The sequence below is a fragment of the Streptomyces piniterrae genome (assembly GCF_005048155.1).
Taxonomy (GTDB): Bacteria; Actinomycetota; Actinomycetes; order Streptomycetales; family Streptomycetaceae; genus Streptomyces; species Streptomyces piniterrae.
Window position 1 is genome coordinate 1 of record NZ_SUMB01000008.1, and the last position, 15330, is coordinate 15330.

General features: G+C 71.6%; 10 protein-coding genes, 2 pseudogenes and 1 riboswitch. Of the genes and pseudogenes, 7 read left to right on the plus strand and 5 right to left on the minus strand.

What is annotated here, in order from left to right; all coding sequences use genetic code 11:
• Window positions 1-592: pseudogene (locus FCH28_RS22380) on the minus strand (IS200/IS605 family accessory protein TnpB-related protein); the annotation flags it as partial.
• A 494-nt stretch (window positions 593-1086) separates the two neighbouring features.
• On the opposite strand from FCH28_RS22380, the pseudogene FCH28_RS39320 reads away from it, so the two are divergent.
• A pseudogene (locus FCH28_RS39320) lies at window positions 1087-1449 on the plus strand (methyltransferase domain-containing protein); the annotation flags it as partial.
• Window positions 1450-1962: 513 nt separating this feature from the next.
• Here FCH28_RS39320 and cobN read toward each other — a convergent pair.
• Entirely contained in the window at window positions 1963-5577 is a 3615-nt protein-coding gene (cobN, locus tag FCH28_RS22390) for a cobaltochelatase subunit CobN (RefSeq protein WP_136741898.1), read from the minus strand.
• Window positions 5578-5633: 56 nt separating this feature from the next.
• Window positions 5634-5706: riboswitch (cobalamin riboswitch) on the minus strand.
• Window positions 5707-5908: 202 nt separating this feature from the next.
• Here cobN and cobG point away from each other — a divergent pair.
• Window positions 5909-7294, plus strand: a complete 1386-nt coding sequence (gene cobG / locus FCH28_RS22395) for a precorrin-3B synthase (RefSeq protein ID WP_136742199.1) — start codon at window positions 5909-5911, stop codon at window positions 7292-7294.
• 62 nt (window positions 7295-7356) lie between these two features.
• Here cobG and FCH28_RS22400 read toward each other — a convergent pair whose 3' ends face one another.
• Window positions 7357-8586 carry an RNA-guided endonuclease InsQ/TnpB family protein gene (locus FCH28_RS22400; RefSeq protein WP_136741899.1) on the minus strand — a complete coding sequence of 410 codons (1230 nt, stop codon included), beginning with the start codon at window positions 8584-8586 and terminating at the stop codon, window positions 7357-7359.
• Between the two features lie 179 nt (window positions 8587-8765).
• Between FCH28_RS22400 and FCH28_RS22405 the strand changes: the two genes are divergently transcribed.
• From FCH28_RS22405 to FCH28_RS22415, 3 genes are all read left to right on the plus strand, one after another.
• Complete coding sequence (locus FCH28_RS22405; protein ID WP_136741900.1) at window positions 8766-9398, plus strand: precorrin-8X methylmutase; 633 nt, start codon at window positions 8766-8768, stop codon at window positions 9396-9398.
• A gap of 2 nt (window positions 9399-9400) precedes the next feature.
• Window positions 9401-10915, plus strand: a complete 1515-nt coding sequence (locus FCH28_RS22410) for a precorrin-2 C(20)-methyltransferase (RefSeq protein ID WP_136741901.1) — start codon at window positions 9401-9403, stop codon at window positions 10913-10915.
• 294 nt (window positions 10916-11209) lie between these two features.
• Window positions 11210-11437 (plus strand): hypothetical protein, encoded by a 228-nt coding sequence (locus tag FCH28_RS22415; protein ID WP_136741902.1) that lies wholly within the window; start codon window positions 11210-11212, stop codon window positions 11435-11437.
• A gap of 70 nt (window positions 11438-11507) precedes the next feature.
• On the opposite strand, the gene FCH28_RS22420 is transcribed toward FCH28_RS22415, so the two are convergent.
• Window positions 11508-12566 carry an aldo/keto reductase gene (locus tag FCH28_RS22420; protein ID WP_136741903.1) on the minus strand — a complete coding sequence of 353 codons (1059 nt, stop codon included), beginning with the start codon at window positions 12564-12566 and terminating at the stop codon, window positions 11508-11510.
• Window positions 12567-12671: 105 nt separating this feature from the next.
• On the minus strand, window positions 12672-13463 hold the full coding sequence (locus FCH28_RS22425; RefSeq protein ID WP_136741904.1) for a cobalt-precorrin-6A reductase: 792 nt from the start codon (window positions 13461-13463) through the stop codon (window positions 12672-12674).
• A 17-nt stretch (window positions 13464-13480) separates the two neighbouring features.
• Here FCH28_RS22425 and FCH28_RS22430 point away from each other — a divergent pair, with 17 nt between their 5' ends.
• Together FCH28_RS22430 and FCH28_RS22435 are read left to right on the plus strand one after the other, a co-directional pair.
• Complete coding sequence (locus FCH28_RS22430) at window positions 13481-14671, plus strand: cobalt-precorrin-5B (C(1))-methyltransferase (protein ID WP_136741905.1); 1191 nt, start codon at window positions 13481-13483, stop codon at window positions 14669-14671.
• A gap of 137 nt (window positions 14672-14808) precedes the next feature.
• Window positions 14809-15243, plus strand: a complete 435-nt coding sequence (locus tag FCH28_RS22435; protein ID WP_136741906.1) for an ester cyclase — start codon at window positions 14809-14811, stop codon at window positions 15241-15243.
• Window positions 15244-15330: the final 87 nt, after the last annotated feature.

A 15330-nucleotide genomic window follows, 5' to 3' on the forward strand; every position in this document is an offset into this window, starting at 1 on the left:
TGCCGGACTCGCCGTCCGCCTGGAGGAACCAGCGCTCCACCTCCCACCGCTGCCGCCACTCGGTCTCGGTGAGCTTCGCGGCAGCGAGGTTGTGCCGGTTCTTCAGCAGCCGCCGGCCGCCGCGCACCACATGAACGACACCGCTTTCACGGTCAGCACGGGCCTCATCGAGTCGCTGCTCCAGCGTCGCAAGACGGCGGGACTTGTGGAACCACTCGCCCTTCGAACGGTACCCGCCCGGAGCCCGCTTGGCTCCCCTCTCCCCGATGGGCTGGGACAGCCGGTGCGTCAGCGTCCGCACACCGGCCTCAAGGCCCTGGATGTGCGCAAGCTGGCACCGCCTGGACAGCGCCCACTGATCGTGAGTGGCCTTGGTGATGCTCCCGGCCCAGCGAGAGGACGACTCGGCCGTCAGCTCCCGCTTACGCGCCGCCCATGTGTCCGTGGAGTGCTCCAGTCCATCCCGGCAGCGGGCGGCCAGATCACGCGATGCGAGATGACCCAGATACTCGCCGACCAGGCGCAGCACCTTCTCGTCCTGCGGGGTGAGGTGCTTGAGCCGATCGCGCACAGCAACACCCGACGGGCCCATCGCCACGAACGGATCACCGATCGGACGAAGCTGCTTCTTCTTCGACGCAGCCAACACCAACACCCCCTTTCCGTAAGGGAACTTGAAACATTCTACCGAAAAACCCGCAGGCCAGGGCATTCGACCAGATATCAACACAGTCCGACGGGGCAGCCGGACTCACTCATACGAGCTCAAGGACACTTATGACCAATCAATCCCGAGCAGTTTCCGAGCCCCAAGAGGGGCACGCCGCGCTCGTCCGGTCTCTGGACGAGCGAGGTCTGTTGACCCCCGAGTGGCGTGCCGTATGGGAACGCACCCCGCGTCAGGCGTATCTGCCCGAGCAGGTCTGGCGGCAAGACCCCGACCGATGCCGCTCGGTCACGACCGCCGAAGGGCGCAGTGCCCTGGTGGCCTCCGATGAACCCGTCGTCACGCAGGTCGACGACGGAGCGGCGGACGGCCCCGGGGTCGCCACCTCGTCCAACAGCATGCCGTCGATGGTGGCGAGAATGCTGAGCCTGCTCGATGTGCGCGATGGACAAAGGGTTTTGGAGATCGGCACCGCCACCGGGCACGTCGCCGGGCTGCTGTTGGCTCGGCTCGGCGACCACCGCGTCACCAGCGTCGAGATCGACGCCTCCCTGTCGGCACAGGCGGAGCGGTATCTGACGGCCGCCGGACACCGGCCGCAGCTGGTCGTCACCGACGGGGAGCACGGCTGGCCGGCAGGCGCGCCGTACGACCGGATCGTGGCGACCTGCGCCCTGCGTCATGTTCCGTACGCCCTGATCAGGCAACTACGTCCGGGTGGTGTGCTGGTGGCGCCCAAAATGAATGACTTCTGGTGCGGCGCTCTGGTCCGCCTCACTGCCGATGCGGATGGCACGGCGTCGGGCCCGTTCGCCGGGAGCGCCGCCTACATGCCGATGCGCTCTCACCGTGGCACCACCGGCAGCGCCCCCGACACATCCTCGCCCCGCTCGCGGTCCACCGACATCCTCCCTCAGGAGACGCTGGCGCTCGGATTCGCGCTGTACGCGGGCGCCCGCCTCCCCGGAGTCACGCTCACCGAAGGGCGAGAGGGCACAGACCCACGCGTGTGGGTGCAGGACGGTCGGGGCTCGGGTGCCATCGCGGATGCCGACGGCACCGTCACCGAGTTCGGGGACCGCGGCTTGTGGGATGACGTGGAGGCGGTCTGGCGCGAGTGGGACAAGTTGGATCGTCCAGCCGACACCGAGATGGGACTGACGGTCGCCAAGACCGGCGAACACGTTTGGGTGCGAAGCCCACCGAGGTCATCCGTCCCGTCGAGTAGCGGCCTCCGCCGACTCAGCGCGCCCGGGGGAGGCGATGCCGCCGTCCCCCGGAGCGCCCTCGGTCGGTCAGTCCTCGCCCTCCAGGTCGCCCTCCGTCTCCAGGAACGCCTGGCGCAGGGCGGCCAGTGTCTCCGCGTCCGGCTTTTCCCACATGCCGCGGGATTCGGCTTCCAGGAGGCGTTCGGCGATGCCGTGCAGGGCCCAGGGGTTGGCGTCCTGGAGGAAGGCCCGGTTCTCCGGGTCCAGTACGTAGGTCTGCGCGAGCTTGTCGTACATCCAGTCGGCGACGACGCCGGTGGTCGCGTCGTAGCCGAAGAGGTAGTCGACGGTCGCGGCGAGCTCGAAGGCGCCCTTGTAGCCGTGGCGGCGCATGGCCTCGATCCAGCGGGGGTTGACCACACGCGCCCGGAAGACGCGGGAGGTCTCCTCCACCAGGGTGCGGGTGCGCACCGTTTCGGGGCGGGTGGAGTCGCCGATGTACGCCTCGGGGGCCTTGCCGCGCAGGGCGCGGACCGTGGCGACCATGCCGCCGTGGTACTGGAAGTAGTCGTCGGAGTCCGCGATGTCGTGCTCGCGGGTGTCGGTGTTCTTGGCGGCGACGGCGATGCGCTTGTAGGCCGTCTCCATCTCCTCGCGCGCCGGGCAGCCCTCCAGGCCGCGGCCGTAGGCGTAGCCGCCCCAGACGGAGTAGACCTCGGCGAGGTCGGCGTCGGTGCGCCAGTCGCGGCTGTCGATGAGTTGGAGCAGGCCGGCGCCGTAGGTGCCAGGACGGGAGCCGAAGATACGGGTGGTGGCGCGGCGTTCGTCGCCGTGCGAGGCGAGGTCGGCCTGGGTGTGCGCGCGGACGAAGTTGTCGCCGGCGGGCTCGTCGAGGGACGCGGCGAGCCGTACGGCGTCGTCGAGGAGGCCGATGACGTGCGGGAACGCGTCGCGGAAGAAACCGGAGATGCGGAGCGTGACGTCGATGCGGGGGCGGTTCAGCTCGGCGAGCGGGATCGGCTCCAGGCCGGTCACGCGGCGGGAGGCGTCGTCCCAGACGGGGCGGATACCCAGCAGGGCCAGCGCTTCGGCCACGTCGTCGCCACTGGTACGCATCGCGCTGGTGCCCCAGAGGGAGAGGCCGACCGACTCCGGCCAGTCGCCGTTGTCCGTGCGGTAGCGCTCCAGCAGCGAGTCGGCCAGCGCCTGGCCGGTTTCCCAGGCGAGGCGGGACGGCACCGCCTTGGGGTCGACGGAGTAGAAGTTGCGGCCGGTCGGGAGGACGTTGACCAGGCCGCGGAGCGGCGAGCCCGACGGCCCGGCGGGGACGAACCCGCCGTTGAGCGCGTGCACGGCGTGGTCGATCTCGTCGGTGGTGGCGGCGAGCCGGGGGACGACCTGGCGGGCGGCGAAGTCGAGGATGTCGGCGACCTGTTGGCCGTGGCCGCCGGCCACGGAGGCGACCGCGGCGGGGTCCCAGTCGGCGTCCTCCATGGCCTGGACCAGGGCGCGGGCCTTGTCCTCCGCCTCGTCGGCGGTCGTCCGGGTCGCGGCCGACTCGTCCAGGCCGAGCGCCTCGCGCAGACCGGGCAGCGAGGACGTACCGCCCCAGATCTGGCGGGCGCGGAGGATGGCGAGGACGAGGTTGACGCGTGCCTCGCCGGCCGGCGCGCCCCCGAGGACATGCAGACCGTCGCGGATCTGGGCGTCCTTGACCTCGCACAGCCAGCCGTCGACGTGCAGCAGGAAGTCGTCGAAGCCGTCGTCGTCGGGGCGTTCCTCCAGCCCCAGGTCGTGGTCGAGCTTGGCGGCCTGGATCAGGGTCCAGATCTGCGCGCGGATGGCGGGGAGTTTGGCCGGGTCCATGGAGGAGATCGCGGCGTACTCGTCCAGGAGCTGTTCCAGGCGGGCGATGTCGCCGTACGACTCCGCGCGCGCCATGGGCGGCACGAGGTGGTCGACGAGCGTGGCGTGCACCCGGCGCTTGGCCTGGGTGCCCTCGCCCGGGTCGTTGACCAGGAACGGGTAGACGAGCGGGAGATCGCCGAGCGCGGCGTCCGGGCCGCACGCCGCGGACAGGCCCGCGTTCTTGCCGGGCAGCCACTCCAGGTTGCCGTGCTTGCCGAGGTGCACCATGGCGTCCGCGCCGAAACCGCCGTCCTGCTGCGCGGCGGCGATCCAGCGGTAGGCCGCCAAGTAGTGGTGCGAGGGCGGCAGATCGGGGTCGTGGTAGATCGCGATCGGGTTCTCACCGAAGCCGCGCGGCGGCTGGATGATGATGAGGAGATTGCCGCGGCGGAGGGCGGCGAGCACGATGTCCCCGTCGGGGTTGGCGCTGCGGTCGACGAACATCTCGCCGGGCGGCGGGCCCCAGTGCTGCTCGACGGACTCCCGGAGCTCCTGCGGCAGCGTGGCGTACCAGCGCTTGTAGTCGGCGGCCGGGATGCGGACCGGGTTACGGGCGAGCTGTTCCTCGGTGAGCCACTCCTGGTCGTGGCCGCCGGCCTCGATGAGGGCGTAGATCAGCTCGTCGCCGTCGCCGGAGGCCAGGCCCGGGACCGGCTCGGCGGACTCGTCGCCGAAGTCGTAGCCCTCCGCCCTCAGACGGCGCAGGAGGGCGACGGCGGAGGCCGGGGTGTCCAGGCCGACCGCGTTGCCGATACGGGAGTGCTTGGTGGGGTATGCGGAGAGGACCAGCGCCAGGCGCTTTTCGGCGGCCGGGATGTGCCGCAGCCGGGCGTGGCGTACGGCGATACCGGCGACCCGGGCGGCGCGCTCGGGGTCGGCGACGTACACCGGGAGGCCGTCCTCGTCGACCTCCTTGAAGGAGAACGGGACGGTGATCAGGCGGCCGTCGAACTCGGGGACGGCGATCTGCGAGGCGGCGTCCAGCGGGGACAGGCCCTCGTCGTTCTCCTCCCAGGCGGCGCGCGATCCGGTCAGGCACAGCGCCTGGAGGATCGGCACGTCCAGGGCGGCGAGCGCGCCCGCGTCCCAGGACTCGTCGTCGCCGCCGGCCGAGGCCTCGGCGGGCTTGGTGCCGCCGGCGGCGAGGACGGTGGTGACGATGGCGTCGGCCGGCCGCAGCGCTTCGATCAGTTCCGGCTCGGGCGCGCGCAGCGAGGCGACGAAGAGCGGCAGGGGGCGGCCGCCGGCCCGCTCGATCTGACCGCACAGGGCGTCCACGAAGCCGGTGTTGCCGCTCATGTGGTGGGCGCGGTAGTAGAGCACGGCGATCAGCGGGCCTGTGGCCTTCGGGTCCGCCGAGCGCTCCAGCTCGCCCCAGGTGGGGGCGGGGGCCGGCGGTTCGAAGCCGTGGCCGGTCAGCAGCACCGTGTCGGAGAGGAAGCGGGCGAGCTGGTCGAGGTTGGCGGGGCCGCCGTGTGCGAGGTAGGCGTGCGCCTCGGCCGCGATGCCGACCGGGACCGTGGACGCCTCCATGAGCTGCGCGTCGGGGGCCTGTTCACCCGTGAGGACGATGACCGGCCGGTGCTGGTCCTCGGCGAGCAGCAGGTCGAGGCCCTCCTGCCAGGCGCGGATGCCGCCCAGGAGGCGTACGACGACGAGATCGGCGCCGTCCAGCAGCGCGGGCAGCTCGTCGATGTCGAGGCGGGCGGGGTTGGCGAGCCGGTAGGGCACGGGACCGGTGGCAGCGCGGGCGCTGAGCAGGTCGGTGTCGGAGGTCGACAGCAGCAGAAGCATGCGAGCGCAGGCCTTCCTCGGGGTGTCCGCGCCCCGGGTGGTCGTGTGGACGGCGGGAGTTCCTGGCTCACCCGGTGGTGGCCGGGTTCACAGTGGCGGGACCGCGCCGGATTCTCACCGGGCTTCCTCCCTCGGGCCGCAGGGCCCGGCGCCGTCGCTGGCGTCCGGCGGGCCAGCTGACCCACCGACCTGCATAGTAAGGGCTGGCGGCGGGGCAGGGGAGGGCGCCCGGGTGGTCGTTGTCCCGCGCGCGGGATCGCGGCTCCCGGGGCGCCGTGCCGGTGGGCGCGGGCGCTCTCCGCTCCCGGATCCGCCGTTGCCCGACGTCGGTATGCTCGCCGCCATGCCGCCCTCCCCCTCGCTCCGTCCCCATGGGGCCGAACCGCCCGTACGGGATCGCGGTGACGCCTGCCCGGGAGCGCTGCGGCTGCACTCCGCCGCCGACGGCGGGCTGTCGCGAGTACGGCTACCCGCCGGTTATTTGACGTCACGTCAGGCAGCTGCGCTGGCCGACGCCGCGGAGCGTCTCGGCGACGGTCATCTCTCCCTCACCTCGCGCGGCAATGCCGAGCTCCGCGGCCTCGCGGAGGACTGCGCCGGTGAACTGGCCGATCTGCTGAGCGAAGCCGGTCTGCTGCCCTCCGCGCGCCATGAACGCATCCGCAACATCCTGGCCTCCCCCCTGGCCTGTCTCGACCATCACACCCCCTCTGACGTGCAGTTGTGGGCCCGGCAACTGGACGCCCTGCTCTGCGCGAGCGACTCCGCGACCGCCCTCTCCGGCCGTTTTCTGTTCGTCCTGGACGACGGCCGGGGCGATGTGGCGGCGCTCGGCGGGGATGTGACCTTGGTCGCAGACGGAGCGGGCGACGATGCGGCGGGAGGTGCCTCAGGAAGCGGGGCGCTCCTGCGCATCGGCGACAATCCGGCGGCGCTGCGGATCGCCGGCCCGGACGCACCGCGCGCGGCGCTCACCGCCGCCGAGTCGTTCCTCGCCGCCGCCGACGCGAGCGGCACGGGCGCATGGCGCGTACGCGAACTCCCCGCCGGATATGCACTGAACATGCGCGATGTGTCGGATGCGTTGCGGGAGGCGGGGATTGCGGCGGAGTACGTCGGTACGGAGGCCGTGGATACGGAGGCCGTGGATACGGAGTACAGCTCGACGGAGTGCGCTCCCGCCCCCGGCATCGTCGAAGGCCGCGACGGCCGCCGGGCGCTCTCCGTCCTCGCGCCGCTGGGCCGGCTGACCGTCGCGCAGTGGCGGCTGCTGACCGCCGTGGCCGACGAGGACGGGTGCGGCGAACTGCGGCTCACCCCTTGGCGCGGAGTGGTCGTCCCCGGTCTTTCGGCCGCCACCGCCGAACCCCGGCTGCGTGAACTCACCGCCGCCGGGCTGATCACCGACCCCGCCTCCCCCTGGCACCGCATCGGCGCCTGCACCGGCCGCCCCGGCTGCGCCAAGTCCCGCTCGGACGTCCGCGCCGACGCCGCGGCCGCGGTGACCGCGGGCACCCCCCTGCCGGCCGGCGCCCTCCCCGACTCCGCAGCCGACCTCCCCGTACCGCAACTCCCCCTCTACTGGTCCGGCTGCGAACGACGCTGCGGCCATCCGCACGGCACCTGGATCGACGTCCTGGCAACGCCCGAGGGCTACCGCGTCTCCGTCGTACGGCCGGATGCACCACCGGCACCACAAGAAACGAGGCCACATTGAATCCTCCCCTCCCGAAAGGAGGGGATTCCTCACCCTCCGGGGCTGATGTGGGGATTTCTAGCTCACGCTGCCAGACGGGGCAGCGCCCCGTCTGGACTTCCACGATCAGCACTAGCCGGGTTGAGACCAGCCCGGACCAGCATCACGCGAGCGGAGTTCTTATCCCTGGGGGATACGGATCCGCACACGGTGCAGGCATAGGTTCGTTCGGAAAGAGGTAGTGCGTGCTTGGTTCTCGCTCCGCACTGCGCACAGTCCATCGTGGTGTGCGCGGGGTGCACCAGACGGACATCCCGCCCGTGCTTGCGGCCCATCTCGATGAGTGCCGTCTTCGTCGCGCTGATCGCCGCGTCGGCGGCCTTCCGCGCCATGGTGGACTTGGCCAGGAACTTCGGACGGAAGTCTTCGACGGCGATGGCGTCATGGTCACGGACCACGGACTTGGCCCACTTGCGGCCGGTGTCCTGGCGTTGCCGGGCCACCTTCTTGTGCAGCTTCGCCGTCAGCTGCTTCGCTTCGCGGTAGCCCTTCGAGGCCGGCTGCCCGCGCTTCGGCTTCCGCCGGGCCATCATCCGCTGATAGTGCGCGAGGCGCTGGGCGGCCTTCTTCCCGTGCTCCGCGTGGGGAAGGTCGTGGGTGTCGCTGCTGGTGGTCGCGGTCACCTTCACACCCCAGTCGACGCCGATCACGGCGCCGGTTTCGGGCAGCGGTTCAATCTCGGCAGGCGCGACGAAACTCGCGTACCAGTGTCCGACACTGTCCTGATAGACCCGCACGCTGGACGGGGCGGCCGGGAGCTCCCGCGACCACACGACCGTCAGCACGATCCCGCCCGCCAGGTGCAGACGACCGTCTTTGAGGCGGAAGCCACGCCGGGTGTAGTTCAGCGACGGCCGCGCCTCACGCTTCTTCTTCCAGCGAGGCATCCCGGACCGCTGCCGCATCGGCAACCGTTCCTCGATGTCCTTCTGCGCCTTGGCGCGGGACTTCCCGAAGTCGCGAATCAACTGCTGCTGCGGAACGCTGGACCCCTCACGCAGCCATCCGTTCCTCTTGCGGGCCTCGGTCAGCATCTTGTCGAGCTGCGCAGGCCCGCACGTCCGCTTGGACGCACCTTCGGGCCGGCGCTTGTTCCACAGGTATGTCTGCTTCGACTTTGCGCAGCACTCGTTCCAAATCCACCGGCACCGGCCCCACTCGCTCACCAGGGCGGCGCGGGCCGTGGACGACACGCGAAGCCGGAACGTCCACCGGGCATTCCCGGTGTCCTCCGCTGTCGCTGCTGTCGTCATACACATCAACCTATCTGGGAGGACTGACAGTTGAGAGCTCTTGATCGTTGCGGGCTGCCTCACCACCATTCGGGAAGCACGCCGGATCGCCCTGGCGGCGATCCGGCTTTCCCTGCCCCGCTCCGCAGGAGTCCGATTCCTCCCCGCCCTGAGGGACGGGGCATCCTCGGAGGTAACCGGTGACCGCGTTCGACTACGAGAAGGACGGGGCGTCCATCTACCGCCAGTCCTTCGCCACCATCCGCGCCGAGGCGGACCTCGCGGGCCTGCCCGCCGACGTCAGCAAGGTCGCGGTCCGGATGATCCACGCCTGCGGCATGGTCGACCTCGTACGCGATCTCGCCTTCACCCCCGAGGTGGTGAAGAACGCCCGCAAGGCGCTGCGGGCCGGCGCGCCGATCCTGTGCGACGCCAACATGGTCGCCAGCGGCGTCACCCGCAAGCGGCTGCCGGCCGACAACGAGGTGCTCTGCACCCTCGCCGACCCGGCGGTACCGGACCTGGCCGCCCGTATGGGGACCACCCGGAGCGCCGCCGCGCTGGAGCTGTGGCGGGACCGTATGGAGGGCGCGGTGATCGCGGTCGGCAACGCGCCCACCGCCCTCTTCCGCCTCCTGGAGATGATCGACGAGGGCGCGCCGCGGCCCGCCGCCGTCCTCGGCATCCCCGTCGGCTTCATCGGCGCCGCCGAGTCCAAGGACGCGCTGATAGCCCATCCGTCGAAGTTGGATCACATCGTGGTGCGCGGGCGGCGTGGCGGCAGCGCCATGGCCGCGGCCGCGATCAACGCCCTGGCAAGCGAGGAAGAGTAAGCGTGAGCGAGCAGCAGCTGACCGGTCGCCTCTACGGCGTGGGCCTCGGCCCCGGCGACCCGTCCCTCATGACGATCCGGGCCGCCGAAGTCATCGCCGAGGCCGATGTCGTCGCGTACCACAGCGCCCGGCACGGACGCTCGATCGCCCGCTCCATCGCGGCCCGCCACATCCGCCCCGACCACATCGAAGAGCCGCTGGTCTACCCGATCACCACCGAGACCACCGACCATCCCGGCGGCTACCGGGGCGCGCTCGACGAGTTCTACGAGAAGGCCGCGGCCCGGCTCGCCGCGCACCTGGACGCCGGGCGCACGGTGGCGGTTCTGGCCGAGGGCGACCCGCTCTTCTACGGCTCGTACCAGCACATGCACCAGCGGCTCGCGGACCGCTACGACACCGAGGTGATCCCCGGTGTGACGTCGGTGAGCGCCGCCGCGGCCCGCCTCGGTACGCCGCTGGTCGAGGCCGAGGAGATACTCACGATCCTGCCGGGCACGCTGCCCGAGGAGGAGCTGACCGCGCGCCTGGCCGCCACCGACTCCGCCGTGGTGATGAAGCTCGGCCGGACCTTCCCCACCGTGCGGCGGGCGCTGGAGCGCTCCGGGCGGCTGGACGAGGCCCGGTACGTCGAGCGCGCCACGATGGAGGGCGAACGCACCGCCCCACTCGACTCCGTCGACCCGGATTCGGTCCCCTACTTCTCTCTCGCCGTCGTCCCGAGCCGCATCGCGAACCCGGCTCCGGAGCCCCGGGAGGACGCCCCCAGGGGAGAGGTGGTGGTCGTCGGCACCGGCCCTGCCGGCCCGCTCTGGCTGACCCCCGAGTCACGCGGCGCACTCGCCGCCGCCGAAGACCTCGTCGGTTACACGACCTACCTCGACCGCGTCCCCGTACGCCACGGGCAGCTGCGCCACGCCTCCGACAACAAGGTCGAGTCCGAGCGCGCGGAACTCGCCCTCGACCTGGCCCGGCGCGGGCGGCGGGTGGCCGTCGTCTCCGGCGGCGACCCCGGAATCTTCGCCATGGCCACCGCCGTCCTGGAGGTCGCCTCCCAGGACCCCTACCGCTCCGTCCCCGTCCGGGTCCTCCCCGGGGTCACCGCCGCCAACGCCGCCGCGGCCCGCGCCGGCGCCCCGCTCGGCCACGACTACGCGGTCATCTCCCTCTCCGACCGCCTCAAGCCCTGGGAGGTCATCGCCGAACGCCTGCACGCCGCGGTCGCCGCCGACCTCGTCCTGGCGCTCTACAACCCCGGCTCCCGCAGCCGCACCTGGCAGGTCGGCAAAGCCCGCGAACTCCTCCTGGAACACCGCGCACCCGACACCCCGGTCATCCTCGGCCGCGACATCGGCGGCCCCGAGGAATCCGTACGCACCGTCCGCCTCACCGACCTCGACCCCACCCAGGTCGACATGCGCACGATCCTGCTGATCGGCTCGTCCCAGACACAGGCGGTACGGCGGGACGACGGCACGGAGGTCGTGTGGACGCCGCGGAGGTATCCGGAGGGGTGAGGAACGAGTACGGCGGCCCCTGCCAGGTCTAGGCAGGGGCCGCTTCCCTCTTCCGACTCTCAGGGCCCGGCGAATCCGCACAGATGGGGCGGGCATAGCTCGTGTCCTCGGCCAATTGCGTCAGTTATCTCCCTGACACTTGTCGCAGCCAGCCGATGGAGTTGGCGGGCCGGCAACGCACGGGCTCAAGCCTCGGCCTCGTATTTTTGTTCGGCTTCCCCAACTCCCTTTGTCGGCATGTGCGGTGACAACGCCACGCCCCACGCGCGTCGGGACAAGAACGGAGCATCAGGCATGGAAATGGCGGAACGCCGTCCGGCCACCGGAGAGATCAGGGAAGCCCAGGAGGCCCGTGACGAACTTCTTGCTGCCTTGAAAGGGGTGGGAATCACCCTGCCGTCCTTGTCCCTCGACCCGGTCTCGCTGGCCGGCGACTCTCCCCGGCCGCTGGTGGAACTGGGCCGCTGCGCACCCGACGTCGCCCGCCGGCTCGCGGAAGTGCTGCGGGAGTGCCCGCAGTGAGCGGGAGGGGCAGCGTACGCAGCGCAGAAACGTTGCGCGGTGTTGTTCACCCGGGCGGCGAAGGTCCGGCCTAGCGGATCTCGGTCGTCGTGCGGCGGTACGTCGAGCGGCGGTCCTCGATGTCCTGCCGGCGGTCGCCGTAGACGTTGTCCTGGACTCCGGAATCGGCGAGGAAGTCGTGCGGGAATCCCAGCGGCACCGCGCTCACCTCGTCGAGCCTGGTGACCGCATCGGCGTCGAGTGTGATCTCGACACTGGCGAGATTGTCCGCGAGCTGGCTCTCCTTCGTGGCGGCGGTGATCGGGACGATGTTGCCGGGCCGCCCCCGTAGCCAGGCCAGCGCCACCTGCGCCGGGCTCCAGCCGCCCTGCTCGGCGATCTCCAGCACCGCGCTGATGACCGCGTCCTCCCGGTCATCCGCCTGCCCGTTGACGGTCTCCGGGTCCAGCCGGCCCGTCTCGCCGCGCCGGTACTTGCCGGTGAGCTTGCCGGCCGCGAGCGGGGCCCAGGCCAGCACCGCGAGGTCGAAGGCGCGGGCCTGGGGGAGCAGTTCGCGCTCGGGGGTGCGCTCCAGCAGGTTGTAGCGCAGCTGCGAGCCCGCGAAGGAGGTCCAGCCGCGGAGCTCGGCGAGCGTGTTCGCCTGCGCGATCTCCCAGGCGGGCCAGTCGGACACCCCGATGTAGAGCACCTTTCCGGTGCGTACGAGGTCGTCCAGCGCCCGCATGACCTCCTCGACCGGGGTGAAGTTGTCCCGGGCGTGCACCCACAGGACGTCGAGGCGGTCGGTACGCAGCCGGGCGAGGCTGGCCTCCACCGACTGGACCAGGTTCTTGCGGTGGTTGCCGCCCGAATTCACATCGCCCTTGCGGGTCGCGCAGGTGTATTTGCTGCCCAGTACGAAGCGGTCCCGGCGGCCTTCGAGCAGCTCGCCGAGGATCGTCTCGGAGCTGCCGCCGGTGTAGTTGTTGGCGGTGTCGACGAAGTTGCCGCCCGCCTCCGCGTACATGTCGAGGATCCGGCCGCTGGTCTCCTTGGAGGCGCCCCAGTCCTCGTCGCCGCCCATGGTCATCGCACCGAGGCTCAGCTCGCTCACCCGCAGGCCGGTCTTGCCGAACAGTGTGTAACGCACGAGGTGTCCCTGTTTCCCTTCGGTCGGGTCGTCGTGCGTCAGACGCTAGGCGGTGGAGTGCGCTCCAGGGCAAGGACGGAGGGAAGCAGGAAGGCAGGGGCCGGGTCAGTTCAGCAGCGTGCGCAGCCAGTTCAACGCCTCGTCCGGGTCCGCCGCGACCGGTACGCCCTCCGGGACCGGTGGGCGGCGTACGACCACGACCGGGAGGCCGGCCTCACGCGCCGCCGTCAGCTTCGCGGCGGTCGCGGCGGCCCCGCTGTCCTTGGTGACCAGCACGTCGATGCGGTGGCGGCGGAGGAGTTCCCGCTCGCCCTCCAGGGTGAACGGGCCGCGGTCCAGGAGGATCGTCATACGGGGCGGGTGCGGGGGCTCGGGGGCGTCCACGGAGCGTACGAGGAACCAGAGGTCGGTGAGGTGGGCGAAGTGGGACAGACCCATGCGACCGGTGGTGAGGAAGACGCGGGTGCCGAGGGCCGGGAGGGCGGCCGCGGCCTCGTCCAGTGAGGCGACCGGGTGCCAGCGGTCGTCCGGGCCCGGTACCCAGCCGGGACGGCGGAGGGCCAGCAGGGGAACATGGGCGGTGGCGGCGGCCTGCGCCGCGTGGAAACTGATCGTGCCGGCGAAAGGATGGGTGGCGTCGATGAGCGCGTCCACCGCGTGCTCGCGCAGCCAGCGGGCGAGGCCCTCGGGGCCGCCGAACCCTCCGATGCGCACCTCCCCGGTGGGTAGTCGCGGCGCGGCGACCCGGCCGGCGAGGGAGGTCGTGACGCGCACCCGCGCGGCCACCGGCGGCTCCGTCAGCTCGGCGGCCAGGCGGCGGGCCTCGGTCGTGCCCCCGAGGATCAGCACATGGGCACGGCCCTCGGCGTCTCCCGCCGGGCGGGCGTCGTCGGTCATCGGCTGCGGGTCCTTCCATGGCTGAAGCGCAACCGAAGGGTACGGGAGGTGCGGGAGGCGCCGAAGATAGGGCTGCCTCCGGAGGCGCGGGCGGCCGCAGCGCGCAGCTCGCGCACACCGGGCTGCGGCACGGCTGGACGACCGGCGCCTGTGCGACGGCCGCGAGCACGGCCGCGTACACCGCCCTCCTGAGCGGCGACTTCCCCGATCCGGTGACGATCACTCTGCCCAAGGGACAGACGCCGTCGTTCGCGCTCGCGGTGGAGGAGCTGGCGCCGGCGCGTACCCGCGCGATGGCGGGTGTGGTGAAGGACGCGGGCGACGACCCGGATGTGACGCATGGTGCGCTGATCCGCTCGACGGTGCGGGTGCTGCCGGCCGGCTCCGGAGTCGTCTTCAAGGCGGGCCCGGGGGTCGGCACCGTCACCCGGCCCGGCCTGCCGCTGGACGTCGGCGAGCCGGCGATCAACCCCGTGCCGCGCCAGCTGATCCGCGAGCACCTCGCGCAGGTCGCGGCCCGGTACGGCGGGAGCGGTGACGTCGAGGTCGAGATCTCGGTCGATCACGGCGAGGAGATCGCCCGCAGTACGTGGAATCCGCGACTGGGCATCCTGGGCGGGCTGTCGATCCTGGGGACCACGGGGATCGTCGTGCCGTACTCCTGCTCGGCGTGGATCGACTCCATCCGGCGCGGTGTCGATGTGGCGCGTGCGGCAGGACGGCGTCATGTGGCCGGCTGTACGGGTTCCACATCGGAAAAGGTCGCCGTCGCCGTGCACAAGCTCCCCGACGACGCGCTGCTGGACATGGGGGACTTCGCGGGCGCGGTGCTCAAGTACATCCGCCGTCATCCCGTCGAACGGCTCACCGTCTGCGGCGGGTTCGCCAAGCTGTCCAAACTGGCGGCCGGGCATCTCGATCTGCACTCCGCGCGGTCCCAGGTGAACAAGGAGTTCCTCGCCGAACTGGCCCGGCGCGGCGGCGCGGACGAGGCACTGGCGACGGCGGTGGCCGAGGCCAACACCGGCCTCGCCGCGCTCCAGATGTGCACGGCGGCCGGCGTTCCGCTCGGCGATCTGGTGGCCGCCACGGCCCGCGACGAGGCGCTCGCGGTGCTGCGCGGCGCGCCGGTCGCGGTCGACGTCATCTGCATCGACCGGGCAGGGCTGGTGGTGGGGCAGGCGGAGCCGCGGGGGCCGGGGGCGTGAAGGGGCACGCACGCAGCCTGGGCGGCGTTCGTCCGAGTGAACGTCCGCGGCGGGGCGCGCGCCGGGGGCAGGGCCGGGGACCCGACGCGTAACGATGCGGGTCGCACCCGCACCCACACCCGCACCGAGGAGTTGCCGTGACCACCGAGGAGAACAAGCGGCTGGTCCGCCGCTTCTACCAGGAGATCGACGAGGGCAACGTCGACGCCATGGACGAGCTCGTGGCCGACGACTACAAGGACCACACGCCGCCGCCGTTTCCGGGGTTCGCGCACGGTCGCGAGGGCGTCAAGCAGGCGATCCGGCTGTTCTGGGAGGCCACTCCCGGCAGCCATGACATCGAGGACCAGATCGCGGAGGGCGACAAGGTCGTGACCCGGCTGACGGCCCGTGGGGTGCACGAGAAGGACCTGCCCGGCATCCCGGCCACCGGCAAGCACGTCACCATGACCGGGACGGTGATCCATCGCATCGAGGACGGCAAGCTCGCCGAGAAGTGGTCGGACCGGGATCTGCTCGGCCTGATGCAGCAGCTGGGCGTGGTCCCGGCGATGGGGGAGGCGGCGGGGTAGCGGTGGGGTAGCGGCGGGGGAACCGTCCCCTAGGGGAGGTTCGAACAGATCCCCTAGGGGATGCGAGGGCCCCCTGCGGGTCCACAA

What these genes read in the sequence shown, in the direction of transcription:
- cobN (WP_136741898.1), bottom strand. Translation starts at nt 5,577, where the DNA reads ATGCTTCTGCTGCTGTCGACCTCCGACACCGACCTGCTCAGCGCCCGC.
- cobG (WP_136742199.1), top strand. Translation starts at nt 5,909, where the DNA reads ATGCTCGCCGCCATGCCGCCCTCCCCCTCGCTCCGTCCCCATGGGGCC.
- FCH28_RS22400 (WP_136741899.1), bottom strand. Translation starts at nt 8,586, where the DNA reads ATGACGACAGCAGCGACAGCGGAGGACACCGGGAATGCCCGGTGGACG.
- FCH28_RS22415 (WP_136741902.1), top strand. Translation starts at nt 11,210, where the DNA reads ATGGAAATGGCGGAACGCCGTCCGGCCACCGGAGAGATCAGGGAAGCC.
- FCH28_RS22425 (WP_136741904.1), bottom strand. Translation starts at nt 13,463, where the DNA reads ATGACCGACGACGCCCGCCCGGCGGGAGACGCCGAGGGCCGTGCCCAT.
- FCH28_RS22430 (WP_136741905.1), top strand. Translation starts at nt 13,481, where the DNA reads ATGGCTGAAGCGCAACCGAAGGGTACGGGAGGTGCGGGAGGCGCCGAA.